The sequence below is a fragment of the Campylobacter sp. BCW_4341 genome (assembly GCF_001764255.1).
GTDB lineage: Bacteria > Campylobacterota > Campylobacteria > Campylobacterales > Campylobacteraceae > Campylobacter_D > Campylobacter_D jejuni.
In genome coordinates this window covers 41,884-66,873 of record NZ_MKAH01000045.1, presented here as the reverse complement: position 1 = coordinate 66,873, position 24,990 = coordinate 41,884, and the positions used below count along the sequence as shown (strand labels likewise).

General features: G+C 30.3%; 25 protein-coding genes and 2 pseudogenes. 22 read left to right on the top strand and 5 right to left on the bottom strand.

Annotated elements, in window-relative coordinates:
- Window positions 1–70 precede the first annotated feature (70 nt).
- From AJN70_RS06890 to AJN70_RS06840, 12 genes and pseudogenes are all read left to right on the top strand, one after another.
- Window positions 71–490, top strand: a complete 420-nt coding sequence (locus AJN70_RS06890; RefSeq protein WP_070295633.1) for a hypothetical protein — start codon at window positions 71–73, stop codon at window positions 488–490.
- Window positions 408–605, top strand: a complete 198-nt coding sequence (locus tag AJN70_RS09390) for a hypothetical protein (protein WP_083262328.1) — start codon at window positions 408–410, stop codon at window positions 603–605. The genes AJN70_RS06890 and AJN70_RS09390 overlap by 83 nt, the downstream gene beginning before the upstream one ends.
- The gene (locus tag AJN70_RS06885) at window positions 598–1,089 is read left to right on the top strand and encodes a hypothetical protein (RefSeq protein WP_002861686.1); all 492 of its coding nucleotides are present in this window, start codon (window positions 598–600) and stop codon (window positions 1,087–1,089) included. Before AJN70_RS09390 ends, AJN70_RS06885 begins: the two co-directional genes overlap by 8 nt.
- Window positions 1,089–2,819, top strand: a complete 1,731-nt coding sequence (locus AJN70_RS06880; protein WP_070295632.1) for a hypothetical protein — start codon at window positions 1,089–1,091, stop codon at window positions 2,817–2,819. The genes AJN70_RS06885 and AJN70_RS06880 overlap by 1 nt, the downstream gene beginning before the upstream one ends.
- 117 nt (window positions 2,820–2,936) lie before the next feature.
- Window positions 2,937–3,086, top strand: coding sequence for a hypothetical protein (locus tag AJN70_RS06875; RefSeq protein WP_004306029.1), 150 nt, complete (start codon window positions 2,937–2,939; stop codon window positions 3,084–3,086).
- 3 nt (window positions 3,087–3,089) lie between these two features.
- Window positions 3,090–3,782 carry a tRNA1(Val) (adenine(37)-N6)-methyltransferase gene (locus AJN70_RS06870; RefSeq protein WP_070295631.1) on the top strand — a complete coding sequence of 231 codons (693 nt, stop codon included), beginning with the start codon at window positions 3,090–3,092 and terminating at the stop codon, window positions 3,780–3,782.
- Window positions 3,772–4,146: a YkgJ family cysteine cluster protein gene (locus tag AJN70_RS06865; protein ID WP_002870978.1), complete on the top strand. Its 375-nt coding sequence runs from the start codon at window positions 3,772–3,774 to the stop codon at window positions 4,144–4,146. Before AJN70_RS06870 ends, AJN70_RS06865 begins: the two co-directional genes overlap by 11 nt.
- Entirely contained in the window at window positions 4,119–5,396 is a 1,278-nt protein-coding gene (locus AJN70_RS06860) for a tetratricopeptide repeat protein (protein WP_070295630.1), read from the top strand. Before AJN70_RS06865 ends, AJN70_RS06860 begins: the two co-directional genes overlap by 28 nt.
- A complete protein-coding gene (gene trpC, locus AJN70_RS06855) occupies window positions 5,393–6,169 on the top strand; it encodes an indole-3-glycerol phosphate synthase TrpC (RefSeq protein WP_070295629.1) in 777 nt (258 codons plus the stop codon). The genes AJN70_RS06860 and trpC overlap by 4 nt, the downstream gene beginning before the upstream one ends.
- A 9-nt stretch (window positions 6,170–6,178) precedes the next feature.
- Complete coding sequence (locus tag AJN70_RS06850) at window positions 6,179–6,664, top strand: HIT family protein (RefSeq protein WP_052949752.1); 486 nt, start codon at window positions 6,179–6,181, stop codon at window positions 6,662–6,664.
- Window positions 6,654–7,652, top strand: a complete 999-nt coding sequence (gene mnmH, locus AJN70_RS06845) for a tRNA 2-selenouridine(34) synthase MnmH (RefSeq protein ID WP_070295663.1) — start codon at window positions 6,654–6,656, stop codon at window positions 7,650–7,652. Before AJN70_RS06850 ends, mnmH begins: the two co-directional genes overlap by 11 nt.
- Window positions 7,653–7,989: 337 nt before the next feature.
- Window positions 7,990–8,581, top strand: a pseudogene (locus tag AJN70_RS06840) (hypothetical protein).
- Window positions 8,582–8,647: 66 nt separating this feature from the next.
- Here AJN70_RS06840 and hemH read toward each other — a convergent pair.
- Genes hemH through AJN70_RS06825 form a run of 3 tightly spaced genes read right to left on the bottom strand, consistent with a single transcriptional unit; the run spans window position 8,648 to window position 11,506 of the window.
- Window positions 8,648–9,565 carry a ferrochelatase gene (gene hemH / locus AJN70_RS06835; protein ID WP_002881223.1) on the bottom strand — a complete coding sequence of 306 codons (918 nt, stop codon included), beginning with the start codon at window positions 9,563–9,565 and terminating at the stop codon, window positions 8,648–8,650.
- Window positions 9,562–10,428, bottom strand: coding sequence for a Gfo/Idh/MocA family protein (locus tag AJN70_RS06830; RefSeq protein WP_070233408.1), 867 nt, complete (start codon window positions 10,426–10,428; stop codon window positions 9,562–9,564). The genes hemH and AJN70_RS06830 overlap by 4 nt, the downstream gene beginning before the upstream one ends.
- 4 nt (window positions 10,429–10,432) lie before the next feature.
- Window positions 10,433–11,506: a DegT/DnrJ/EryC1/StrS family aminotransferase gene (locus AJN70_RS06825; RefSeq protein WP_053872518.1), complete on the bottom strand. Its 1,074-nt coding sequence runs from the start codon at window positions 11,504–11,506 to the stop codon at window positions 10,433–10,435.
- 114 nt (window positions 11,507–11,620) lie between these two features.
- Between AJN70_RS06825 and alaS the strand changes: the two genes are divergently transcribed.
- From alaS to AJN70_RS06810, 3 genes are read left to right on the top strand one after another with little or no spacing between them, the layout of a single operon-like run.
- Complete coding sequence (gene alaS / locus AJN70_RS06820; RefSeq protein WP_070295628.1) at window positions 11,621–14,149, top strand: alanine--tRNA ligase; 2,529 nt, start codon at window positions 11,621–11,623, stop codon at window positions 14,147–14,149.
- Entirely contained in the window at window positions 14,149–14,700 is a 552-nt protein-coding gene (gene maf / locus AJN70_RS06815; RefSeq protein ID WP_002881206.1) for a septum formation inhibitor Maf, read from the top strand. The genes alaS and maf overlap by 1 nt, the downstream gene beginning before the upstream one ends.
- A complete protein-coding gene (locus tag AJN70_RS06810) occupies window positions 14,697–16,628 on the top strand; it encodes a penicillin-binding protein 1A (RefSeq protein ID WP_053872520.1) in 1,932 nt (643 codons plus the stop codon). The genes maf and AJN70_RS06810 overlap by 4 nt, the downstream gene beginning before the upstream one ends.
- A gap of 28 nt (window positions 16,629–16,656) precedes the next feature.
- Here AJN70_RS06810 and AJN70_RS06805 read toward each other — a convergent pair whose 3' ends face one another.
- A complete protein-coding gene (locus AJN70_RS06805) occupies window positions 16,657–19,230 on the bottom strand; it encodes an ATP-dependent Clp protease ATP-binding subunit (RefSeq protein ID WP_002880950.1) in 2,574 nt (857 codons plus the stop codon).
- Window positions 19,231–19,341: 111 nt separating this feature from the next.
- Window positions 19,342–19,632: a metal-sensing transcriptional repressor gene (locus tag AJN70_RS06800; RefSeq protein WP_002859054.1), complete on the bottom strand. Its 291-nt coding sequence runs from the start codon at window positions 19,630–19,632 to the stop codon at window positions 19,342–19,344.
- A 117-nt stretch (window positions 19,633–19,749) separates the two neighbouring features.
- Here AJN70_RS06800 and AJN70_RS06795 point away from each other — a divergent pair, with 117 nt between their 5' ends.
- From AJN70_RS06795 to crcB, 7 genes and pseudogenes are all read left to right on the top strand, one after another.
- On the top strand, window positions 19,750–21,084 hold the full coding sequence (locus AJN70_RS06795; RefSeq protein ID WP_002856815.1) for a S41 family peptidase: 1,335 nt from the start codon (window positions 19,750–19,752) through the stop codon (window positions 21,082–21,084).
- Between the two features lies 1 nt (window position 21,085).
- Entirely contained in the window at window positions 21,086–21,796 is a 711-nt protein-coding gene (gene purC / locus AJN70_RS06790; RefSeq protein ID WP_002880951.1) for a phosphoribosylaminoimidazolesuccinocarboxamide synthase, read from the top strand.
- 8 nt (window positions 21,797–21,804) lie between these two features.
- Entirely contained in the window at window positions 21,805–22,050 is a 246-nt protein-coding gene (gene purS, locus AJN70_RS06785; RefSeq protein ID WP_070209764.1) for a phosphoribosylformylglycinamidine synthase subunit PurS, read from the top strand.
- A 1-nt stretch (window position 22,051) separates the two neighbouring features.
- A pseudogene (gene purQ, locus AJN70_RS06780) lies at window positions 22,052–22,724 on the top strand (phosphoribosylformylglycinamidine synthase I).
- The gene (locus AJN70_RS06775; RefSeq protein ID WP_044779934.1) at window positions 22,696–23,892 is read left to right on the top strand and encodes an SH3 domain-containing protein; all 1,197 of its coding nucleotides are present in this window, start codon (window positions 22,696–22,698) and stop codon (window positions 23,890–23,892) included. Before purQ ends, AJN70_RS06775 begins: the two are co-directional and overlap by 29 nt.
- Window positions 23,873–24,565: a lysophospholipid acyltransferase family protein gene (locus tag AJN70_RS06770; protein WP_070209766.1), complete on the top strand. Its 693-nt coding sequence runs from the start codon at window positions 23,873–23,875 to the stop codon at window positions 24,563–24,565. The genes AJN70_RS06775 and AJN70_RS06770 overlap by 20 nt, the downstream gene beginning before the upstream one ends.
- The gene (gene crcB / locus AJN70_RS06765; RefSeq protein WP_070209767.1) at window positions 24,559–24,927 is read left to right on the top strand and encodes a fluoride efflux transporter CrcB; all 369 of its coding nucleotides are present in this window, start codon (window positions 24,559–24,561) and stop codon (window positions 24,925–24,927) included. The genes AJN70_RS06770 and crcB overlap by 7 nt, the downstream gene beginning before the upstream one ends.
- Window positions 24,928–24,990 lie beyond the last annotated feature (63 nt).

Genomic DNA, 24,990 nt, shown 5'->3' with positions numbered 1-24,990 from the left:
GGGGGTCAGACCTACGGCTAACCCTTAGGGGTATTATACAAAAACCTTACTTAAACTTCTAAAACAAAATATGATAAATCTTTTATTTGGAAATGCAAAGCTTTATATCGCCTTAGCTTTAATGGCAATCTTAGCAGGATATTTTTATCTAAGACTTGATAGTACAAAGGCAAAATTAGAAAAAAGTCAAAATGATTTAGCCTTAGCTTTAGAGATTAATAAAAACAACGAAGCAAGGCTAAAAGAACTTACGCAAATTCATAAAGCAGAATTAAAAGCAATCAATGAAGCAAACAATCAAAAAAACGAAGTTAAAGAAAGGATAGAATATGTTAAAGAATACATTTATAAAAGCAATGAAAATAATATTACCAAGCTTTTTAACGATGTCGTTGATAGGTTGTGGGATGCAAACTCAACAAGTAGTAACCAAAATAGAAATTCAAAAAGTAAGAATTCCGCAAGAGTTATTAACACTAAGCTCCCTTGAAAAGCCAATAGCAAAAAATGAACTAGATATTTTAAATGCTTATTCTATGCTTTTTTACAAATACAAACAGTGTGAAATTCAGATAAGCAAAATAAAGGAGCTAAATAATGAGTAATACAAATGTTGATTACAACAAAAGACTTGAAGCATTTAAAGAAATTTATCCGCAAATTTTAGAAATGAGTTTAGCAGAAAAATCTCCATTTGGAGAATTTAAAAAGCTTTTAGAACAATTTGGAAACGATAATGTTATAAGAAATGACCAACAATTTCAAAGCTTGGCACAAGCGTTGGTAAGTGTTGGACAAACCATAGTGGCTCAAAGTCAAAATACAGCTTTATCCATGATTTTACAAGGCGATGAAAACGAGCTTAACGCTGAAAAAGCTTTACTTTTAAGAGCTCAAACAGAAACAGAAAAAGCAAAACCTGCATTAATAGCTAGACAAACTTCACAGATAGATGATAATTTAAGAATAGAAGCTGCAAAAGTTACACAGAGTGTTCAATTTGGATATTGTACCGGTGGTCTTGATATACCACAAGAAATTATGAAGCTTGTTAAAGAAAAGATAGAAAATATAGAAAAGTCTTCATAATGCTTATAGATGAAAAAAGGCTTATGAGAAATTATACTCTTAAGCCTGCTTATCCATCAAACATAGGAGAATTGGATACACAAGAAGTATATAAACAATGGTTTACCTATGCTATGATAGGGGTAAATAAATATGTTGAGCTTTTACATAAACAACTTGTAAGAAAAGGTAGAAGTCAAATTCAAAATATAAACCATCCGCTATTTAAAAATTCGTATATAGTGAAAAAATATAACATTAAAAGTTCTAGCACTGCACCTTATAATAAGGAAAACTATAATGATTTAGGACTTAACCAATTTTTCGTAGGGCAAGATCCATACAAACCTTATCAAGGAGATCCTAGTAGTGAAAATGGAATATATCATGATATTTGCGAAATAAGAACTAATTATAATTTAGGGGGTATGCAGTATTATTATGGTTTTCCAAATAATTTAGCTCTTTTATTTGAAAAAGAAAAAGCTTGGAAATATAATGGAAAAGGATTTTTTTATATTGATGAAAAAATAAATTTCAAAGATATATTAAATAAGGCATTGGAAAATATAAATTATGACATGCTTATAAATGATATAGAAGTGGTTATTTTTTCTCAAACCATCCAAAAAAATAATGAATGGATATATCCTAGTATTGATGATATTAAAATACCAGAAATTAAAGTAGAAAATGTTGAATTTAAACCAACTTTTGGAAAACCTTATAAAAAATTATGCATTGATGTTGAAAAATTTTATAATGATTTTAAAGAATTAAATAAAAATATATTTAGAATCGAAAAAGTAGAAATAACCTATAATGTATATGAGAAAGCACAAAAAACTAGAGAGAGTGATCCGAGTAAAATATATTATACTTTAACAAGCAAAAAGATATCTTTTTTTGAAGTGTTTAACTCAATAAAAGAAAATTATAAATGCAAATATGCAACTCCTTTATGTTTTTATAATAGTTTTAATTTAGTTTGTTATGAAGAACCTTATATAGCTTATTCATATCCAAGTAATAAAAGCTTTGGAAAAAAAGATACAAGTGTTACGTCAAGCGTATATCCACTATATAGAAAAAGTTCAAATTTGCCTTATGGGCGTAGAGATAGATGGTTTGCATTATGGGATAGTTTTTATTATCTTTATGTATATGAAAAATCAAATAAAGGAATTTTAAGCTTTTTGGCACCTATTGTTACTATCGTTTTGGCTGTAGCTACTTGGTGGATAGGTGGACAAGGTGCATGGCTAGGAACATTGATAGGGGTTAGCGAAGGTGTAGCTGCGGGTATCACACTAGGAATTAGCTTAGGTTTAACTGTGGGTTCACTTACTGGAAATAAATTATTTTCAATTCTTAATGCTGTTTGGGGTTTGGTTAATTTTTTAGGTGATTGGAGCTCTAATAGTTGGAATTTAGCTGCAGATTTTGCAAAAAATACAGCACAAGTAGCACAAGAAATGACAACTTTTGAATCAACTTTAAATGTTGTTGGAAATTTGCTAAGCGGTGCGAGTAAAATTTATGATGTTGTTCAAAGCATTACAGCAGATACTCCTAAAATGATGAATGAGCAAAAAGGTAGCGATTTAGACAACAATGAAGGCGGAAATGGGAGTGAAGCTTTGGAATTAGCAAAAGATGCAATTAATCCAACTTTATGGTATAATTTTGAAACTGCAGATATATTAAATGAAAAAATAGAAAAGAAAGAAAAACCTATTTTTATATTTTAATTTTTGTAGCCATTTATGTAGCCAAAGTAAATTTTAAATATTTAAAATTTATATTTTATGGTATTTTATAGTTATTGTTAGGTGTTCGCCGTGGACACCATTTTATGAGGTGTTATTATGATAAAAATTGCTTTTTTTATAACTTTTGTAATTTCTTTTTTGGTAGCACAAAGCCCAGTAAATTTTAAAGAAGATAATAATATAACAAAAGAACAAAATATATTTAAAGAACAACCTCCAAAACGCATTAAAATTCCAACTCATTAAAATATGGTTACGCTAGCGCAATTATCACAAGGATATCGTTACAATAGTGATTCTTTAATTTTAGCCGATTTTATTTTAAAACAAGGAATTAAAGGCGCTGTTTTTGATGTAGGTGCAGGCTGTGGTATCATAGGTATTTTACTTAAAAAAAATATTGCAAATTTAAGTTTATCTTTGATTGATATTCAAAAAGAAAATATAAAATTGATTGAAAAAAATTTAAAATCCAACCAAATACAAGGCGATATTTTTCATGATGATTTCAATCAATTTCAAAGCATAAAAAAATTTGACTTCATAGTTTGCAATCCTCCATTTTATAGACAAGGAGCTTACAAGAGTGAAGATCGGCATAAAGCTATAAGTAAATTTCAAGAATTTTTACCCTTGCACAGCTTTTTAACCAAAGCAAATTCTATGCTTAAGTCAAATGGTGCTTTGTATTTTTGCTATGAAGCTTTAGCTTTAGATGAAATTTGTTTTATTTTAAAAGATATGAAAATGAAAATAACAAAGCTTTGCTTTGTACATACACATCAAAACAAAAAAGCAAGACTTGTTTTGATACAGGTAAAAAAAGGTTCAAAATCTCCTTGTGAGATTTTACCTCCTTTTTTTGTATATGAAAATGAAATTTTAAGCAAACAAATGCAAGAAATTCACTTAAAATTTAGGTTAAAAAGTTATGATATTTGATAAAAATTTTTCTTATGCTTTTGATGAAAATGCTTGTGAGAAATGCGGTGGAAAGTGTTGTACTGGAGAAAGTGGTAATATTTTTGTAAACAAGGAAGAATTAGAAGCATTAAGAAAGCATTTAAATTTAGAAAGCAAAGAATTTGCTGAAAAATACTTGAGAAAAGTGGGTTTTAAAATGAGTTTTAAGGAAGTCGAATTTGAAGATGGCTTTGCTTGCATTTTTTTTGATACTCAAAAAAGAAATTGCAGTATCTACGATTTTCGTCCAAAACAATGCAGAACTTTTCCATTTTGGGAATATTTTAAAACACATCAAAAGGAATTAGAAAAAGAATGTATAGGTATTTGTTATTTGTCTTAGCAGCCTTTTTTTTGGCAGCTTGTGGAAGTTTAAAAATCAATGTTGTTTATCCTGATTATACAAAATATAAAAGCAATGATTTTGATTTAAGGGTTATGAAGGCTTATAATTATGAGTATTATAAACAATACAAAAAAGCCAGAGATGAATTTTTAAGTCTTTATCAAGATTACAATAATACTCATTTTTTAGAAAATGCATTTTTGCTTACTTTAGCAAACAGTCTTGACAGGCAAGCAGAGTTAAATAATCTAGCAAAGCCTTATTTAAATCAAAATGACAATCTTAAGCGACTTAGTGCTCTTTATGCTTTAAATTCAAATGATATCAATAATGCTCAAAAACTTATGAAAGAGCTTTTAACAAAAAAAGATAACGATCCTAGAAATTTAGAGCTTTATGGTGATATTTTGGTTAAAAAAAATGATTTAAAAAACGCCACAAAGTACTATAGATCTGCTTACAATCAAGTGCAAAATGAAGAAATTTTATTTAAACTCATAGGAATTTATGCGATTTTAAATGATACTTTAAATATTAAAAATGTTTTAGAATTTTCAAGAAAAACCAATGGTTGCACTCTCAAAACTTGCGTTTTGCTTGCTAAAATTTATTTTGATGAAAAAAATATCGAAGCTTTAAAAAGTATATATAAAGAGCTTTATCAACTTACCAAAAATAAAAGTTTTGCATTGGCTTTGGTTGAGCTTTTAAATTCTCAAAGCAAAACAGAAGAAGCTTTAAAAATTTCTTTGCAGTATGATTTAGATGATGATATTAAACTCGCTTTGTATCAGAATTTAAAACGCTTTGATGATGCTAAAAAAATGAGTTTAGCTCTTTATCACAAAACAAAAAATAAAGAATATCTTCTACGAGCGGCAGTTTTTGAATTTGAAGCTGCAAATGAAGCTAAAAAAATCACTCCAAAAGTTATTGATTCTGTAAAAGAAAAATTCGAACAGGCTATCGATAAAAATAGCAATGCTTTGTATTTAAACTACTATGGATATTTGCTCATAGATTACGATTTAGATGTTAAAAAAGGCATAGAGCTTGTGAAACTTGCCTTAGAAAAAGATCCACAGAATTTGTATTATTTAGATTCTTTAGCTTGGGGGTATTATAAACTAGGTGATTGTAAGCAAGCATGGGAAATTTTAAAACAAACATTAGATGATAAAGAATTCGCAAATTCTGATGAGAGCAAAGCTCATATAAAAGCGATAAAGGCGTGTATAAAACCATGATATTGGATAAAATTTTTGAAAAAACAAAAGAAGATTTAAAAGAACGCAAACTAAAACTTCCTTATGATATGTTAGGGCGTTCTTTAGCTTCAAATCCTTTCTTTCCAAAAGATGTGATTAAGGCTTTAAAAAGAGTAGAAAAAGAAGTTAAAATCATAGCAGAAGTAAAAAAAGCAAGTCCCAGCAAGGGAGTCATTAGAGAAGACTTTAATCCTTTAAGTATTGCTTTAAATTATGAGAATAACAAAGCTGCGGCGATTTCTGTTTTGACTGAGCCACATTTTTTTAAAGGTTCTTTAGAATACTTAAGTCTTATACGCCGTTATACGCAAATTCCTTTACTTAGAAAAGATTTTATCTTTGATGAGTATCAAATTTTAGAAGCTTTGGTTTATGGGGCGGATTTTGTATTATTAATCGCTAAAATGCTAAGCATGAAAGAGCTTAAAAAACTGCTTGAGTTTGCAAGACATTTAGGTCTTGAGGCTTTGGTCGAAATTCATGATAAAGAGGATTTGAGTAAGGCAATTTTTGCTGGAGCGGATATTATCGGTATTAATCATCGTAATTTAGAGGATTTTACTATGGATATGAGTTTGTGTGAAAAACTTATCCCACAGATCCCAAATTCAAAAATCATCATCGCAGAAAGTGGTTTAGAAAATAAAAAATTTTTAGATCATTTACAAAATTTAGGTGTTGACGCTTTTTTAATCGGCGAATATTTTATGCGTGAGGAAGATGAAGGAAAGGCTTTAAAAGCTTTGCTTTAAGGAGGGAAAATGCAATATTTGTATGCACCATGGCGGAGTGAGTATTTTGAAAAAGAAAAAACTGTTTGTCCATTTTGTGATTGTACTAATAAGATCAAAAGTGATAAAGAATTAGGTGTGATTTTTAGAGCAAAGCATTGTTTTGGAGTGATGAACCGCTATCCTTATTCTGCGGGGCATTTTATGGTGATTCCTTATGTACATGAAGAGCATATAGAAAATTTAAGCGATGAAATTTGGCAAGAAATGAGCCATTTTGTGCGTTTGGGGGTAAAAATTTTAAAAGAGCAAATTCGTGCAAATGGGGTGAATATCGGTATGAATTTAAGCAAAGATGCAGGAGCTGGCATAGCTTTTCATTGTCATTATCATCTAGTGCCACGTTGGGCAGGAGATACAAATTTTATCACAACCATAGGAGAAACTAGGGTTTGTGGCACTAATATCGAGCAAGTTTATCAAAAACTTGTTTTGGCTTTTAAAAATGCTCAGTGAAGTTGAATTTACAGAATTTCAAAAAGAAAATTTCTCTCTTTTAATCGATGCAAGAAGCCCTAGAGAATTTTTGCATTCTCATTTGATAGGAGCTTTAAATTTTTATGCACTCAATGATGAAGAATATCAAGAAATAGGAACGATTTATAAGAAAAATCAAGCTTTAGCCAAGGCTAGGGGTGCGAGTTATATTTGTCAAAATACCGCTAAACATATATTAGAAATCACTCAAAATTTTCGTATAGGAGAAAAGGTGGGGATTTATTGTTCTCGTGGGAGTTTGCGTTCAAAGTCTATCGCAGTGATTTTAAGTGAGCTTGGTTTTAGAGTGGTGCGTTTAAAAGGTGGCTTTAAAGCTTATAGAACTTTTGTAACGCGTTATTTTGAAAATGAAATAAATTTTGATTTTTTTGCTCTTTGCGGCAATACAGGCTGTGGAAAAACAGAGCTTTTAGAACAACTCCCACAAGCTATAAATTTAGAAAAAATGGCAAATCATTTAGGCTCATCTTTTGGTGATATTTTAGGAAAACAACCTACGCAAAAAGCTTTTGAAGCAGAACTTTTTCACAATATGCAAAATTTAGAAAATTTTGCTTTCATAGAAAGTGAAAGTCGCAAAATAGGGGATATCATCTTACCTTTGAAATTTTATGAAAAAATGCAAAAGGCTTTTAAAATTTATTGTTTTTGTTCTTTGGAAAATCGCGTTAAAAGAATACAAAAAATTTATCAAGAAAAAATGACTCCTTTAAAATTTCAACAATGTGTGCAAAAAATCAGCCCTTATATCAGCTTAAATTTACGCCAAGAATTGCTTCAAAGTTATGAGAAAAAAGAATGGCAAAAGCTTATTATTATACTTTTGGAATATTATGATAAAACTTATAAAAAACCAGACAAGATTGATTTTGAGTTAAATACCGATGATATTTTAAAAGCTAAAGAAGAGCTTTTAGATCATTTTAAAGCGCAATTACTTTTTTAATATTAGATAATTTTATTAAATAATCAAATTTTTTCTTCATCATCTTACAATAATCCTTTTTTATCTTTGTTGTTTTTTAGCTTGGCCCAAATTTGTATTTTAATGCTAGTAAATTTGAATCATAGAGAAGTAAAATATTTTTTAAATCCCTATTTATAGTAATTTAAAATAAAAAAATAAACTTTTATAAAAAAATATATAAAATATTTCTTAAATTTATATTTTTTAAATCATTTTAAATATAATTATCTTGTAATTATATTTTGTAAGAAAGGGTAGGTAAGCGAATGCGGTAAATTCAAGTTTTATTGTATTGTGTACTCTGCTAGTTTTGCTTATGACTCCAGCTTTAGCAATGTTTTATTTGGGTATGGTAAGAAGTAAAAATACATTCAATACCATAATGAATTGCTTTATTGTTTTTAGTGTCATTGCTTTACAATGGGTAGTGCTTGAGTGGCTCATCCATAAAAACTGACTATTTTAGGTGGACTTAGTGGGCTTGTAGTTGCGGTTATGTAGATTTTATGCTTCTCTTGTTATAGGAGCTTTGTCTTTCTGTATTTTGTTGTTTTGGTTTGAGTTTTATTAAATACAAACTCAAATAGGATTGATTCTTTAGATGCTTTTTCTTTACACGGAATCGGAGGTGTTTGAGAGGAATTGCTACAGGGCTTTTTGCAAGTGCTAAAGTAAATCCTAATGTGATTGCTTAAAATGCGCTTGGCGAGATTTTTTATCAGTGGAAGTTTAGAGCTTTTAAAAGAGCAATTTCTTGCTATTATGATTTGTATGTTTTTTCAGCTCTCATAAGCTTTATTATTCTTAAGATTATTTCTTATTTTGTAGACTTAAGAGCGAAAGAAGAAGTAGAACAAAAAGGCTTAGATGTGAGTTTGAGCGGAGAAAAAGCTTATACTTTGGCTTAGTCAGCTAAATTTTTACCAAAAAGTCCTTGTTATTCTTTAAAAAAATGATAGACAAGGGTCTCAAATTCATTCTTGGTTAAGATCAGATAAATATTTTAAAATAAATTCCATAAATTCATCACTATCATTAGGACAACTTATTAAATCATAATCACATTTTGCTAAATGTTTATACTCCATACCTAGTTCAAAAATCGTTTCAGAACAATCTATACAAAAAGAAATAGGATAAATCAAAGCTTTATCGTTTAAATTTGCCAAAATATCGCTTGTATTTGGTTCAAGCCATTTTACAGGGCCTAGTTTGGACTGATAAGCTAAAATAAATTCATCAAAATGATCTTTTAATTTTTCTTTTAAAATTTCTACATGATTATTTACATGCTTTTCGTATAAATCACCCTTATCAATAATGCTTTGTGGTAAAGAATGCGCTGAAAAAATCAAAATTTTGGCATCAAATTTATTTTTTTTAGCCAAAATGTGCGAAATTATCATCTCATTATAAAGTTCATTTTTGTAAAAAATATCTATAGTTTTTACTTTTGCTTGAATTTTTTGCTTTGAAATTTCATTTTGCAGAACTTCTAAAGATGAAGTTACTGTGGTGCAAGAATGGTGCGGATAAAGTGGAAAAAGAATGATTTCATCACTTTCATTTAAAGTGTATTTTTGCAAAATTTCTGTGGCAAAAGGAGGCACATAAAGATTTACAAAATCAAATTTAAATTCATCTTGTTTTAAATTAAGCTTGTCACACAGGCTTTGAGTAAGTTCGTTTAAAGGGGATTTTCCGCCCATTTTTTTATAGTTTTCTTGCATGGCTTTAACGCGAGCCTTTGTTATGATCCATGCTACAAATTTTCTTAAAAATCGATTTTTGATTCCTAAAATATAAGGATCATTAAACATATTTTTTAAAAAAACTTCACAATCTTGTAAATTCGTAGCTCCGCCCATATTTAAAAATAAAACTAATTTCACGCAAACCTTTCTAAAATTTCTTGAACTTTGTAAGCATCGCTCGTGCTGGCTAGATGATTGGGTTGATTATCGATAAGTTTTAACAAAGCTTCGTGTTCTGAAAAAAGTGGACTTTGTTGAGTAAGTTCTATAAAATTTCCATCTTTTAATAAAGAAAAATCATTTAAATTGGCTTCATAAAAATGATTTTTAGTAATAAGATGAATTTTTCTTAGTTTTTGTGTGCTATTCCAACTTTGATGTATGCTAGCAATACATTTTTCAAGCCCACATAGAATAATGCTTTCACTTTCTCTTGTTTGATCTTGAGTGTATTTTTTAAGCAAATTGGTTTTTGTTATTTCTTGCTTGCTTAAAAAACAAAGCAAATCAAGATCATGTACAGCCAAATCTTGCAAAATCCCTACATCGCTGATTCTTTGCGGGTAGGGTGAAAATCTTTGTATGTTAATGCTGATAATTTCTTCATTTTCAAGCTCTTTTTTTAGGGCTAAAACTGCAGGATTAAATCTTTCGCAAAAACCTACGCCTACTTTTATGCTGTATTCTTTAGCTAAATTTGAAATTTCGTCTATTTCTTTTAAATTTAGAGCTAAAGGCTTTTCGATTAAAACGCATTTGCATTGTTTAAAAACTTTTTTTGCTATTGCTAAATGTGAATTTGTAGGTGTTGCTATGATGATAATATCATTATTTTGATTTAAAAATTTATTCAAATCATCATAAAAAATATCATCAAAAATATTTAGATTTGGATTTTTGCAAAGATCAAAAAGTGCATTAAGCTTAAAATGAGAATTTTTGCTAAGTTCATTTAAGTGGTTTTGCCCCATTTTTCCAAGGCCTATGATACCTATTTTCATGGAGTTAATCTTTAAAAATATAAATAACTTGTTCTTGTTCTTCTTCGCTTAAAAAAGGTGAAAAAGGCAAAGATAAGATGTGTTTGCTTGCATATTCTGAATTTTTAAGTTCTAAATTTGAAAACTTACTAAAGCAAGGTTGTTTATGCAAAGGGGTTGGATAGTGTATAGCATAAGGTATATTAGCTTTTTCAAATTTTTGCAATACACTAGATCTATCTTCAACTAAAACGCTGTATTGTGCATAAGCGCTAAAAGCATTTGGATCAATTTGCGGAATTTGGCAGTTTTTTAAATTTGCATTATAAGTTTGTGCTAATTTTTGTCTTTTGTCTAATTCTTTTTCTAGGTATTTTAACTTAACATTTAAAATCGCCGCTTGTAAAGTATCAAGGCGTCCATTTATACCTATAAATTCATGTTTATAACGCTGAGTTTGTCCGTGATTGAGTAAAATTCTTATTTTTTTAGCAACTTCATCATCATGGCAAAAAATAGCCCCACCATCGCCATAAGCTCCCAAAGGTTTTGAGGGAAAAAAGCTTGTGCATGAAATTTTAGCTATAGAGCAGGATTTTTCTCCTTTGAAACTTGCGCCAAAACTTTGTGCACCATCTTCGATCAAAGTGATATTTTTATCTTTTAAAATTTCTTCTAAAGCCCTTAAATCACTCATTTGTCCAAACATACTCACTGCTATAACAGCTTTAGTTTTTGGGGTTATTGCTTTTTGCACTGCTTCAAAATCAAGATTGTAATTTGATAGATTTATATCTACAAAAACAGGTTTTGCACCTGTTAAGGCCACAACTTCAGCTGTTGCTATGAAAGTAAAACTAGGCACTATAACTTCATCATCTTTGCCAATATCTAAAGCTCTTAAGGCAAGATATAAAGCACTGGTTCCACTTGAGCAACCTATAGCGTGTTTAACACCTAAAAAATGAGATAAATTTTGCTCAAATTCGTTAAGCTTTACACCGCCTATGAAAGAAGAGCTTGATAAAACGCTTTCAATTTCAGTATTGATTTCATCTTTGTATGCGAGATATTGGGCTTGAAGATTGATAAAATTCATAAAAAACCTTAGAGAAATAAAATTAAATAAAAATGTTTATTGTATTTTAGTTTTACTTAATTTAAAGTAATTTTGGTATGATATGTTTTTATAAAAATTTCTTTAGGAAAATTCATGGATATTAGAAAAGCTTATTTGGATTTTTTTGCATCAAAAGGACATGAGATAACCCCGTCAAGTCCTTTAGTTCCTGATGATGCAACTTTACTTTTTACTAATGCGGGTATGGTGCCTTTTAAAAGTATATTTACAGGAGAATTTCCACGCCCAAACCCTCCACGCAAAACAAGCTGTCAAACTTGTATAAGAGCGGGTGGAAAACACAATGACTTAGATAATGTAGGATATACCGCACGCCATCATACTTTTTTTGAAATGCTTGGAAATTTTAGCTTTGGAGATTATTTTAAAGAACAAGCCATAGCTTATGCTTGGGAATTTGTAACTGAAGTTTTAAAACTACCTAAAGATAGACTTTATGTAACCGTGCATGAAAACGATGATGAAGCTTTTAATCTATGGCAAAAACACATTCAAAAAGAAAGAATTTACAAATTTGGTGATAAAGATAATTTCTGGCAAATGGGCGATACTGGTCCTTGTGGTCCTTGTAGTGAGATTTTTTATGACCAAGGACAAGAGCATTTTAACTCAAGCGAAGATTATATGGGTGGAGATGGAGATAGATTTTTAGAAATCTGGAATCTTGTTTTTATGCAATACGAAAGAAGCGCTGATGGAGTGCTTAGCTCACTGCCAAAGCCAAGTATTGATACAGGAATGGGGCTTGAAAGGGTAACAGCGATTAAAGAAGGTAAATTTAGTAATTTTGATAGCTCGCTTTTTATGCCAATCATCAATGAAATTTCAAAACTTTGTAATAAAACTTATGTTTATGAAAGTGGAGCAAGTTTTAGAGTAATAGCCGATCATATAAGATCAAGTGTATTTTTACTTGCGCAAGGGGTAAGTTTTGACAAAGAAGGCAGAGGCTATGTTTTGCGTCGTATTTTGCGTCGTGCTTTAAGGCATGGATATTTGCTAGGTTTTAAACAAGCTTTTATGTATAAACTAGTTGATGTTGTATGCGATTTAATGGGTGGACATTATACCTATCTTAATGAGAAAAAAGACTTTATAAAAGAACAAATTCGCCTTGAAGAAGAAAGATTTTTAAGCACTATAGACAATGGGATTGAAATTTTTAATGAAGAGCTTAAAAACACCAAAGAAATTTTTAGCGGAGAAGTAGCCTTTAAGCTTTATGATACTTATGGTTTTCCGCTTGATTTAACGGCTGATATGCTAAGGGAAAAAAACCTCAAAGTTGATGAAGAAAAATTTGAACTTTTAATGAATGAGCAAAAAGCACGCGCTAAGGCTTCTTGGAAAGGAAGTGGAGATAAAACTGCAAGCGGAGATTTTAAAAACTTGCTTGAAAAATTTGGAGAAAATCATTTCATAGGTTATGAAAAAGCAGAATGCGAAAGTAAAATTTTAGCCCTTTTAGATGAAGATTTTAAAGAAGTTTCTACCCTTAAAGATACGGGTTGGGTGATGCTTGAAAACACACCTTTTTATGCGACAAGTGGGGGGCAAAGTGCTGATAGTGGGTTTATAGCTAAGTGTGAAGTTTTAGATACGCAAAAGTTTTTTAATCTCAATCTTAGCTTTGTAAAAGCAGGTGAAGAACTAAAAGTTGGCGATACGGTTCATGCAAAAATCGATACAGAAAAAAGAGAGCAAATCGCACGCCACCACTCAGCTACTCATCTTTTGCACCATGCTTTAAGAGAAATTTTAGGTTCTCATGTAAGCCAAGCAGGATCTTTGGTTGAAAGCAATAAACTAAGATTTGATTTTACTCATCATAAAGCTTTAAGCAAAGAAGAGCTAGAAAGCATTGAAAAAAGAGTGAATGAAATGATTATAAACTCAAGTGAAGCTATATTAGAAAATATGCCTTTAGAAAAAGCTAAAAAAAGCGGTGCCATAGCATTGTTTAATGAAAAATATCAAGGCAATGTGCGTGTTTTAACTCTAGGTGAAAGCAAGGAACTTTGCGGAGGAACTCATGTTAAAAATACTGCTCAAATAGGAAGTTTTTACATAGTTAAAGAAAGTGGTGTGAGTGCTGGAGTTAGACGCATTGAAGCTGTGGTTTCTAAAGCGGCTTTAGAATTTGTAAAAAATCAACTTGAAGAACTTTCTAAAGCAAAAAATGAGCTTAAAAATAATGATATTTTAAGCGGGATTAAGAAACTTAAAAATGAAATTTTAAGTTTAAAAAATGAGCTTAAAAACTCAAGTAAAACCGAGCTTGATTCTAAAAATATCCAAGGTGTTGAAATTTGCGTAAAGCGTATAGATAATGGCGATATTAAAGCTATGATTGATGATTTTAAAAACAAATTTGCTAAAGTGGTGATTTTACTTATCCAAGTAAAAGATGAAAAAATCACTTTAGCAGCTGGTGTTAAAGATGCGCCTTTAAAAGCAGGAGCTTTAGTTAAAGAAGCGGCGCAAATTTTAGGTGGAAATGGTGGCGGAAGAGATGATTTTGCTACTGCAGGTGGAAAAGATTTAAACAAAATTGATGAAGCTTTAAAACAAAGCTTAGAAACGATAGAAAAAGCACTTTAATGTTAATTCTTGCTTCAAGTTCCATTTCAAGGGTTAACTTGCTTAAAACCGCAAAGATTGATTTTAGGCAAGTTAGTTTTGATTATGATGAAAATTTAAATAAAAATATTTCACCTTTTTTATATGTTCAAAAAATAGTTCTTGAAAAAGAAAAACAATTTTTAAGTGCTTTAGGCAAAGATTTTCAAAACCAAAATTTACTTTTTGCAGATAGTATAGTTTGTATAGATGAAAAAATTCTTACCAAAGCAAAGGATAAAAAAGAAGCCTATGAAATGCTTGCCTTGCAAAATGGCAAGTATGCAAGTATTTTATCGGCTTTTTTGCTTGTAAAACCTGAAAAAAGAGTTTTTTCTCTTTCAAAAACTACGCTTTATTTTAAAAATTTTGATGAAAATGCTTTAAAAGATTATGTAGAAAATGATCTTTATAAAGGCAAGGCGGGTTGCATTATGTGTGAGGGTTTTCATCAAAATTTCATCACCCAACAAGTAGGAAATCTAAGCACTGCTTTAGGGCTTGATATCCAAACTTTAAAGGCTTATTTATGAAAATATTAAAATATATTTTTTCATTTTTTACTCTTTTGTTTATAGCTGGATTTATTTATGTGGCTTATCTTTTCACAAGTGCTGATACTGAGGGTTATACTTTTAAAGAATACAAACCTCCTCTTACAACACAAATTTACGATAGAAATGGCAAGCTTGTGGCTAATATTTTTGAACAGCATCGTTTTTACGCTCCTTATGAAGAGCTTCCTCCACGCCTTATAGAAGCTTTGGTTGCTATAGAAGATACAAGCTTTTTTGAACATAATGGAGTTAATATCGATGCCATTTTTAGAGCTGCTGTAAAAATCATAAAAAGCGGTGGAAAAACCATGGAAGGAGCTTCCACTCTTACCCAGCAATTTATTAAAAACACGGAATTAACCCCTGAAAGAACTATTACGCGTAAAATTCGCGAAGCTTTGCTTGCTTATAAAATGGAAACCATTTTAACTAAAGAGCAAATTTTAGAAAGGTATTTAAATTTTATCTTTTTTGGACATGGGTATTATGGAGTAAAAACCGCAGCTTTGGGGTATTTTCATAAAAATTTAAATGAATTAAGCCTTAAAGAGATTGCTATGTTAGTAGGTATGCCAAAAGCACCTAGCAGTTATGATCCTACAAAGCATTTAGATCTTTCCATCTCAAGAGCAAATAATGTTATTTCAAGAATGTATAATCTAGGTTGGATTTCAAAAGCAGATTATGATACAGCCATTAAAGAAATTCCGCAAGTTTATGATGATACGCTTACTCAAAATGCTGCTCCTTATGTCGTAGATGAAGTGATTAAACAATTAAGTCCTAATATCAAAGACTTAAAAACAGGTGGATATAAAATCATTTTAAATATAGACTTAGATGTTCAAAATATGGCGCAAAATGCTTTGAAATTTGGTTATGATGAGATAGTAAAACGTGATAAAAATGCAAATTTAAGCACTTTAAATGGAGCTATGGTTGTGGTAAATCATCAAAGTGGCGATGTTTTAGCTTTGGTAGGTGGGATTGATTATGAAAAAAGTAATTATAACCGTGCTACTCAAAGTATGCGTCAACCTGGAAGCTCTTTTAAACCTTTTGTGTATCAAGTGGCGATTAATTTAGGATATTCACCTATGAGTGAAATTGCTGATATTTCTAGAATTTTTGAAGGTGGAGCGGGTAATAATGAGGATTGGAAACCTAAAAATGAAGGGGGTAAATTTTTAGGTTTAATTACCTTAAAAGAAGCTTTAACAAGATCAAGAAATTTAGCTACCATTAATCTCGCACTTGATATGGGGCTTGATGTTCTTTACTCTAAACTAATGGAATTTGGATTTAAAGATATACCGCCTAATTTATCAATCGTATTGGGAAGTTTTGGTATTTCTCCTTTGGAGTATTCGAAATTTTATACCATGTTTGGGAACTATGGAACGATTAAAGATCCTCAAATTATCAGACAAGTTCAGGATAAAACCGGTAAAACCATCATGGAATTTAACTCAAATAAGCGTAAAGTCAGCGATGAAGCGCAAAGTTTTCTGGTTTTAGATATGATGAGAAATGTTGTTGAAAAAGGCACAGGGCGTAATGCAAGAGTAAAAGATATAGAAATAGCAGGAAAAACAGGAACAACGAATAAAAGTGTTGATGCTTGGTTTTGTGGACTTACGCCTGAAATAGAAGCAATCATTTGGTATGGAAATGATAACAACAAGCCTATGCGTTATACAGAAGGTGGCGCTAGAACGGCTGCTCCTGTGTTTAGAGAATTTTTAACTCAATATATAGAAAAATTCCCTGATACAACTAGAAAATTTAGCATTCCTAATGGAGTTTATCGTGGAAATTATAAAGGAGAAAGTGCTTATTATACCACCAAATCACCATTACCAAAAGCAAATATGAAATTTAATGAAAGTGAGATTATATTTTGAAAGTAGTTCCTTTCTACTTTCAAAATGATTAAGCTTTTTTGATGATTATTTCATCATCTTTTGCATCAATGATAATGCTATCATTTTCATGAAGTTCATCAGCAAGTATCATATCGCTTAATTTATCTTCTATAAGATCATAAATAGCTCTTCTTAAAGGTCTAGCACCAAAATCAGGATCAAAACCATCTTTAGCGATTAAAAGGGCTGCATTTTCGCTTAAACTTGCTTTTATCCCCTTGTTTTCTAAGCTCATTTGTAAATCTTTAAATAAAAGCTTGACTATTTCATAAGCTTCATCTTTTCCAAGTGGATTAAAGGTGATAATATCATCCAAGCGGTTTAAAAACTCAGGTTTAAAGAAATTTTTTAACTCATTTTTTACCGCATCTTCTTGTTCTTTTCCACTTAAATTCATAATGGCACTTGAGGCGATATTAGAAGTTAAAATGATAATGGTATTTTTAAAATCCACTGTTACACCTTTGCTATCGGTTGCTCTACCATCATCTAAAATCCCTAAAAGCACATTAAATACATCTTTATGTGCTTTTTCAACTTCATCAAACAAAAGCACGCTATAAGGTTTTCTTCGTACAGCTTCAGTAAGCTCTCCACCTTCTTCATGCCCTATGTATCCTGGAGGCGCACCTAAGAGTCTTGAAACACTATGTTTTTCCATAAATTCACTCATATCAAAGCGAATCATTGCTTTTTCATCATCAAATAAAAATTTCGCCAAAGCTTTAGCTGATTGTGTTTTTCCTACCCCTGTTGGCCCTAAAAATAAAAAGCTTCCTATAGGTTTATTGTCCGCATTAAGTCCTGCTTTGTTGCGTTTAATGGCTCTAGCTAAAGCACTTAAGGCCTTATCTTGTCCTATGACACTTTCTTTTAAATGTTTTTCCACTTCTAAGAATTTTTGTTTTTCAGAGGTTAGCATTTTTTGCACGCTAATACCTGTCCATTTGCTTAAAATTCCAGCAACCAAATCCTCGTCTACTTGATTTTTAAGTAAAACTCCATTTTCGCTCATTTTTTTCCATTTATCTTCTAAAATTTCTACTTCTTTTTCAAGACTTGGAATTTTTCCATACTCTAGCTCGGCTGCTTTTTGAAATTCACCTCTAGCTTTAGCTAAAGAAGCTTCATTTTTAAGTAGATCAATTTCTTTTTTCTTAGTGCTTATATCATCAAAAACACTTTTTTCATTTTCAAACTGTGAATTTAGGGCATTTTGTTTTTCTTTTAAATTAGCTAGTTCTTTTGTGATTTCATCGAGTCTTTTTTGATTTTTCTCATCATTTTCCATTTTTAAAGCTTCATTTTCAACTTCTAAAGTTTCTATATCTTTGCGTACTTTTCTTAAAGAACTTGGTTCACTTTCAATTTGCATTTTCAGTTCAGCTGCAGCTTCATCGATTAAATCAATGGCTTTATCAGGTAAAAAACGATCTGCTATATAACGCTTTGAAAGTTTAGCTGCAGTTACTAAAGCACTATCATTTATAGTTACATTATGATGAATTTCAAGCTTTTCTTTTATACCCCTTAACATAGCCAAAGCCTCATTAACACTTGGCTCACCTACATTTACAGGCTGAAAACGGCGCTGCAAGGCTGCATCTTTTTCAAAATATTTACGATATTCTTTTAAAGTAGTTGCGCCTATGGTATGGAGTTCACCTCTTGCAAGAGCGGGTTTTAAAATATTTGCCGCATCCATACTGCCTTCACTCGCTCCAGCACCTACTATAGTGTGAATTTCATCGATAAAAAGAATGATATTTTCACTTTTTATCACTTCATTAACCACAGCTTTTAATCTATCTTCAAATTCTCCTCTGTATTTTGCGCCTGCAATTAAAGCACTCATATCAAGAGCGATGACTTTTTTATTTTGTAAAGATTTTGGAACATCTTTTTTGATAATTCTTTGCGCTAAAGCTTCTACTATAGCTGTTTTTCCTACACCTGGTTCACCTAAAAGTATAGGGTTATTTTTGGTTTTACGTATTAAAATTTGCATCAAGCGTTCGATTTCTTCTTCTCTACCTATAACAGGATCAAGTTTACCCTCACTTGCTTTTAAGGTTAAATCTATACCAAATTTATTTAAGCTATCTAAGGTTTCATCGCTTGTTTTGCTATCGATTTTGCGTCCTGCCCTTAGACTTTCAAGCTCTTTTTGAAATTCTCTTAAATCTAAAAATTGCGCTAAAATTTCTTTAATAGGACTTTTTTGACTTTCACTTATAAGCCAAGTATCCACACTTAAATAACTATCTCCATTAGCACTCATCAATCCTTTAGCATTTTCTAATGAATTTATAAGTTCATTGGAAAAGCGTATATTTTCACGGCTTACATTTGAACTCGTTGCAAGTTTTGAAATTCTGCTTTTAATTTCAAGCTCTAAGGCTTCTTTAGAAATATTTAATTTATTTAAAATTTGATTTAAAATACTTGTACTATCTACGCTTAAAGCCCATAAAAGGTGCAAAGATACGACTTCGGTATTTTTAGAATGTATAGCTAAAGATGCTGCACTTTCAAGGTTTGAAAGCATATTATCAGTTAAAAAATCTTGTATATTTGCCATGTTTTATCCTTTATTTAGTTTATATACTTGACATTATATAACTTTAGTCATATAATGTCAAGTTAATTGAGTAAAATTTTTTAAATAATAGGACAAATGACTAATTTTAGATTATTTCATAAACATATCTATAGCCTTGTTTAATTCTTCTATGCTTTGAATATCATTTTCTTCTATAGCATGTACCATACAATGAGCTAAATGTTCTTTTAAAACTACTTTTGCGGTATTGTTAACTTCGGCTTTTACGGCAGCAAGCTGGATTAAAATTTCACTACAGTCTTTGTCATTTTCAACCATTCTTTTAATAGCACTTAAATGCCCTATGGTTCTACTTAGACGATTGCAAACTGCTTTAAGATGTTTTTGAGAATGTGTATGAGTATGTTTTTCTTGGCACATTGTATTAACTTTCTTTTTGGAATTTTTAGTCTATTTTAACATATTTTTAAGAATTTAAATTTATTTACGAAGTTTTAAGTAATTTTTATTAAAATTTACTCTTTAAACTAAAACTCAATAATGGAGCTTATTTTGAAAACAAAACGATTTTTTGCAGGTCTTGCAGGCTTTGCCACTACTTTTATTTTATGTCTATTTTTAACGAGTCATTTACAAGCTAAAGTTGATCAAAAAGAAGAGCAGGTTCAAAAACGCCTAGAAGCTTTAGATAAGCTTACAAAAACTCTTGCCATAGTAGAGCAATATTATGTGGATGATCAAAATATCAGCGATTTGGTGGATAAATCTTTATCAGGGCTTTTAAGCAATCTTGATGCGCATTCTTCTTTTTTAAATGAAAAAGATTTTAATGATATGAAAATTCAAACCAATGGTGAATTTGGTGGCCTTGGTATAACCGTAGGTATGAAAGATGGTGCTTTAACAGTTGTTTCTCCTATAGAAGGAACACCAGCAGATAAAGCAGGGATAAAATCAGGAGATATTATTTTAAAAATTAATGATGAGGCCACTTTGGGAATTAATCTCAATGATGCTGTGGATAAAATGCGTGGTAAGCCAAAAACTCAAATCACTTTAACCATCTTTAGAAAAGGTGCAACAAAACCTTTTGATGTTACACTTACAAGAGAAATTATTAAGATAGAAAGTGTTTATGCAAAAATGATAGAAAATGAAAACATTCTTTATCTTAGAGTTACAAATTTTGATAAAAATGTTGTAGATGTGGCAAGTAAAGAACTTAAAAAATATCCTAATGTTAAAGGGGTTATTTTAGATCTTAGAAATAATCCTGGTGGACTTTTAAATCAAGCCATAGGACTTGTAAATTTATTTGTAGATAAAGGTGTTATTGTTTCTCAAAAAGGACGCATCGCAAGTGAAAATCAAGAATATAAAGCCGATCCTAAAAACAAAATTTCTAATGCTTCTTTGGTTGTGCTTGTAAATGGTGGAAGTGCTAGTGCAAGTGAAATCGTAAGTGGAGCTTTACAAGATCTTAAACGCGGTGTTATTGTGGGTGAAAATACTTTTGGAAAAGGTAGTGTTCAACAAATCATACCTATTAATAAAACTGAAGCTTTAAGGCTTACTATTGCAAGATATTATCTTCCAAGCGGCCGTACTATTCAAGCAGTGGGTGTAAAACCTGATATTGAAGTTTTTCCAGGTAAAGTAAATACTCAAGAAGATGGTTTTTCTATAAAAGAAAGCGACTTAAAACAACATTTAGAAAGTGAGCTTGAAAAAATAGATAAAAATAAAAAAGAAGATAAACAAGAAAATAAAGACAATAAAAATCTAATCAGTCAAAAACAAATCAATGATGACGCACAGTTAAAATCAGCTATTGATACTATTAAAATTTTAAATATCAAACAAGGACAATAAAATGACAAAAAAAGAAATGCTCTACGAAGGAAAAGGTAAAAAACTTTTCAAAACTGATGATGAAAATTTACTAATTAGTGAGTTTAAAGATGATTTAACTGCTTTTAATGCAGAAAAAAGAGGCAATGAAAGTGGAAAAGGCGCATTAAACTGTAAAATCAGTACTGAAATTTTTCATTTGCTTGAAAAAAATGGGATTAAAACCCATTTGGTAGAAACTATAAGCGATACAGAACAAGTGGTTAAAAAATGTAAAATTGTTCCTATTGAAGTTATAGTACGCAATGTTGCAACAGGTTCTCTTACAAAAAGACTGGGCATTAAAGATGGCACTGTACTACCTTTTGCTTTGGTGGAATTTTGTCTTAAAGATGATGCCTTAGGCGATCCTTTTATCAATGATGAGCATTGTTTGATTTTAAATTTAGTGCAAAATGAAGCTCAAATTAGTGAAATTAAAAATATAGCTAGAAAGATTAACTCTATTTTAACTCCATTTTTTGACAATAAGAATTTAAGGCTGATTGACTTTAAAATCGAACTGGGTTTAACTAAAGATAATGAGCTTGTTTTAGCTGATGAAATAAGTCCTGATAGTTGTAGATTTTGGGATAAATTTAGTAATGAAAAATTAGACAAAGATAGATTTCGTCAAGATCTAGGTAATGTAAAAATGGCTTATGAAGAAGTTTTAAAAAGAATATTAAATTAAGGAAAAATATGGAAGTTATTGTAAATATTTCTTTAAAAAATGGGGTTTTAGATCCACAGGGCAAAGCGGTGGAAAAAGCTTTGCATTCTTTAAATTTTAATAGCATAAAAGAAGTAAAAATAGCAAAACAAATCAAAATTTCTCTTGATGAGAAAGATGAAAAATTAGCCAAAGAACAAGTCAAAAAAATGTGTGAAGAGTTGTTGGTAAATAGCGTCATTGAAGATTATGAGCTTATAATTGAGAAAGAGTAAAATGAAAGTTGCTATTATTAGATTTCCAGGGACAAATTGTGAATTTGATACAGCTTATGCCTTTGAAAAACTTGGAGTAAAAACGCAGATTGTTTGGCATGAAGAAAAAGAATTTGATGCAGATTTAGTTGTTTTGCCAGGCGGATTTTCTTATGGAGATTATCTAAGATGTGCAGCTATTGCAAAACTTGCTCCTGTTATGCAAGGTGTTTTTAATCATGCAAAAAAGGGAGGATATATCTTAGGTATTTGCAATGGTTTTCAAATTTTACTTGAAAGCGGTCTTTTAAAAGGTGCAATGAAGCATAACAACAATCTTAGCTTTATCTCAAAAAACCAAAATTTAAGAGTAGTTTCTAATGATAATGCCTTTTTGAAAAATTTCAAAAAAGATGAAATTATTAATTTGCCAATTGCCCATGGAGAGGGAAATTATTACGCTGATGAGGCTACTTTAAAAGAATTGCAAGATAAAAATCTTATTACTCTAAAATACGAGTCAAATCCAAATGGTTCTGTATTTGATATCGCAGGAATTTGTGATGAAAACAAAAAAATCTTTGGACTCATGCCACATCCTGAGCGTGCTTGTGAAAAAGTTCTAGGTAATGATCTAGGTTTGAAAATGCTTAAAGGCTTTTTATTTTGAAAATTTTATTAACTTTAGTTTTTAGTGTTGTTGTATTGTTCGGCAGAGGTGAAATTTCTGTATTTAGCGGTCAAGATGAAAATATGCAAAAAGAATTACAAAAATTACCCCAAGAAGAACAAAAAATTTATCAAAATATTCCGCCAAGCGATGAAAATAATGACTTTGAAAGCAATGTAGATGATCCTTTTATAGCTAAAGGGAGTTTGGTTCTTACAAATGATGAATATCCAAGTAGGGTATATGTTGGAGAAGTTTTTCCTATTACGATCTATGCTCGCACTACGGAAAATACAAAATTTGATTTTAACATAAGCGTAGAAAAAACTAATTTATCTTTTTTAAATCCAGATGCAAAATGGGAATTTATCAATAACGAATATAAAACAACTTTATGGTTTGAAGCTAAAAATTCAAATGCTAGTTTGAGTAAAATTTCTATCAAACTTCTTAGAAATAATGAAGCTTTTCAAGAGGCTGATATCAATCTTAATCCTATCAAATTTGAAAATACTTTATCCAATAAAGATTTTTCACACCTTGTGGCAAGTTCTTTGGAAATTAAAAAAGTTAAAGCGAGTTATTTTGATGATGCTAATATCATTATGATGGTAGAACTAAACGCAACCAATACAAATCTTAAAAGCTTTTTTATAGAAGGAATTCAAAAGCAAGGCATTGAAAATTTAAAAGGGGATTTTAATGCTTCTAGTGCTTTTTATTATGCTATTTTGCCATTAAGTAAAACAAATTTTGAATTTTCGTATTTCAATAAGGACAGTAAAAAGCTTGAAAATATAAATTTAAAACTAAAAATTAGTGACGATGAGATCAGCACTCAGAGTGATTTAAATCCTGTAAATAAAGACTTAAATATTTATAAACAATATACCTTATGGTTTTTAGCGGTTTTATTTGGAGCTTTATTTGTATGGAGAAAAAATTACATTATTCTGGCTTTGGCAGTTGTTTGTTTTGCGCTTAGTTTTCTTGTAGATACCAATACTCAAAATGCAATTATCAAGGCTGGTTCTAGGGCTAAAATTTTACCTACAGAGCCTTCAACTTATTTTTATACGGCAAATGCAGATGAAAAAGTAGAAGTTTTGGGCAAAAGACAAAATTATATTAAAGTACTGTTTTCTGATGGAAAAATAGGTTGGGTTAATAAAGATGATTTACAAAAAAATTAAAGCTCTTTATTTTTGGATTTTTTTTGTTTTAAGTGTTGCTTTGGTGGTTTTTTGTTTTTACTTTACAAAATCTCAAAACACACTTTGGAAAATCCGCAAAATTTGGGCTAAATTTCAAAGATATACCATCTCTTATAAACAAGAAATCATTGGTACTTTTAATCCACAAGCTCAGATGATTTTAATGAATCATCAAAGTGCTTTAGATATTATCGCTTTAGAAGAATTATATCCTAAAAATTTATGCTGGATTGCCAAAAAAGAATTAGGAGAAATTCCTATTTTCAAAGTTGCTATGAAAAAACCAAAACTTCTTTGTATAGATAGAAAAAATCCGCGTGATTTGGTACGAGTTTTAAAAGAAGCAAAAGAAAGAATTAGCGAAGATAGGGTTTTGGCTATTTTTCCAGAAGGAACTAGATCTAAAAATGAAAAAATGCTTAAATTTCAAAGTGGAGCAAAAATTTTAAGTGAAAAATTAAATCTTAAAGTTCAGCCTATTTTAATTGTGGATTCTGCAAAAATTTTAGACACAAAAAGTTTTAGTGCAAGCAGTGGAGTGCTTAAAATCATTTGCATGGATTTAGTCGATACAAATAATGACAAATGGCTTGAAAACACTAGAAAAAAAATGCAAGAATTACTCGATCAAGAAAGAGCTAAGCTTTGCTAAATACCCTTTTAGTTGTTGGTTTTGGGGGATTTATAGGAGCAATATTAAGAATGCTTTCTATTAATTTAGTGAATAAATTTTTTCCTTATTCTATCAACCTTGGAACTCTTTTTGTTAATGTTTTGGGTTCTTTTATCATAGGACTTTTGTTTTCTTATGTACAAAATAAAGGTTTATCTCCTTTACTTAAAAGCTTTATAAGTACAGGTTTTTTAGGAGCTTTTACAACTTTTTCTACTTTTTCTTATCAAAATTTACTTCTTTTGCAAAGTGGAAATTATCTTCATTTTGCGTTAAATATTATCTTAAATGTCTTTCTTTGCTTATTTGCCGCATGGCTTGGTTTTATAATTTTCAAATAAATCTTTAAATTTACTTTAGAATTTGTATTTTTTGCTAAAATACCACTTTAAAAAATTACAAAG

Excerpts from the sequence above, each read along its gene's own strand:
- AJN70_RS06890 (WP_070295633.1), top strand. The coding sequence starts at position 71 with ATGATAAATCTTTTATTTGGAAATGCAAAGCTTTATATCGCCTTAGCT.
- AJN70_RS09390 (WP_083262328.1), top strand. The coding sequence starts at position 408 with ATGCAAACTCAACAAGTAGTAACCAAAATAGAAATTCAAAAAGTAAGA.
- AJN70_RS06885 (WP_002861686.1), top strand. The coding sequence starts at position 598 with ATGAGTAATACAAATGTTGATTACAACAAAAGACTTGAAGCATTTAAA.
- AJN70_RS06880 (WP_070295632.1), top strand. The coding sequence starts at position 1,089 with ATGCTTATAGATGAAAAAAGGCTTATGAGAAATTATACTCTTAAGCCT.
- AJN70_RS06875 (WP_004306029.1), top strand. The coding sequence starts at position 2,937 with ATGATAAAAATTGCTTTTTTTATAACTTTTGTAATTTCTTTTTTGGTA.
- AJN70_RS06870 (WP_070295631.1), top strand. The coding sequence starts at position 3,090 with ATGGTTACGCTAGCGCAATTATCACAAGGATATCGTTACAATAGTGAT.
- AJN70_RS06865 (WP_002870978.1), top strand. The coding sequence starts at position 3,772 with ATGATATTTGATAAAAATTTTTCTTATGCTTTTGATGAAAATGCTTGT.
- AJN70_RS06860 (WP_070295630.1), top strand. The coding sequence starts at position 4,119 with ATGTATAGGTATTTGTTATTTGTCTTAGCAGCCTTTTTTTTGGCAGCT.
- trpC (WP_070295629.1), top strand. The coding sequence starts at position 5,393 with ATGATATTGGATAAAATTTTTGAAAAAACAAAAGAAGATTTAAAAGAA.
- AJN70_RS06850 (WP_052949752.1), top strand. The coding sequence starts at position 6,179 with ATGCAATATTTGTATGCACCATGGCGGAGTGAGTATTTTGAAAAAGAA.
- mnmH (WP_070295663.1), top strand. The coding sequence starts at position 6,654 with ATGCTCAGTGAAGTTGAATTTACAGAATTTCAAAAAGAAAATTTCTCT.
- AJN70_RS06830 (WP_070233408.1), bottom strand. The coding sequence starts at position 10,428 with ATGAAAATAGGTATCATAGGCCTTGGAAAAATGGGGCAAAACCACTTA.
- AJN70_RS06825 (WP_053872518.1), bottom strand. The coding sequence starts at position 11,506 with ATGAATTTTATCAATCTTCAAGCCCAATATCTCGCATACAAAGATGAA.
- alaS (WP_070295628.1), top strand. The coding sequence starts at position 11,621 with ATGGATATTAGAAAAGCTTATTTGGATTTTTTTGCATCAAAAGGACAT.
- maf (WP_002881206.1), top strand. The coding sequence starts at position 14,149 with ATGTTAATTCTTGCTTCAAGTTCCATTTCAAGGGTTAACTTGCTTAAA.
- AJN70_RS06810 (WP_053872520.1), top strand. The coding sequence starts at position 14,697 with ATGAAAATATTAAAATATATTTTTTCATTTTTTACTCTTTTGTTTATA.
- AJN70_RS06805 (WP_002880950.1), bottom strand. The coding sequence starts at position 19,230 with ATGGCAAATATACAAGATTTTTTAACTGATAATATGCTTTCAAACCTT.
- AJN70_RS06800 (WP_002859054.1), bottom strand. The coding sequence starts at position 19,632 with ATGTGCCAAGAAAAACATACTCATACACATTCTCAAAAACATCTTAAA.
- purC (WP_002880951.1), top strand. The coding sequence starts at position 21,086 with ATGACAAAAAAAGAAATGCTCTACGAAGGAAAAGGTAAAAAACTTTTC.
- purS (WP_070209764.1), top strand. The coding sequence starts at position 21,805 with ATGGAAGTTATTGTAAATATTTCTTTAAAAAATGGGGTTTTAGATCCA.
- AJN70_RS06770 (WP_070209766.1), top strand. The coding sequence starts at position 23,873 with ATGATTTACAAAAAAATTAAAGCTCTTTATTTTTGGATTTTTTTTGTT.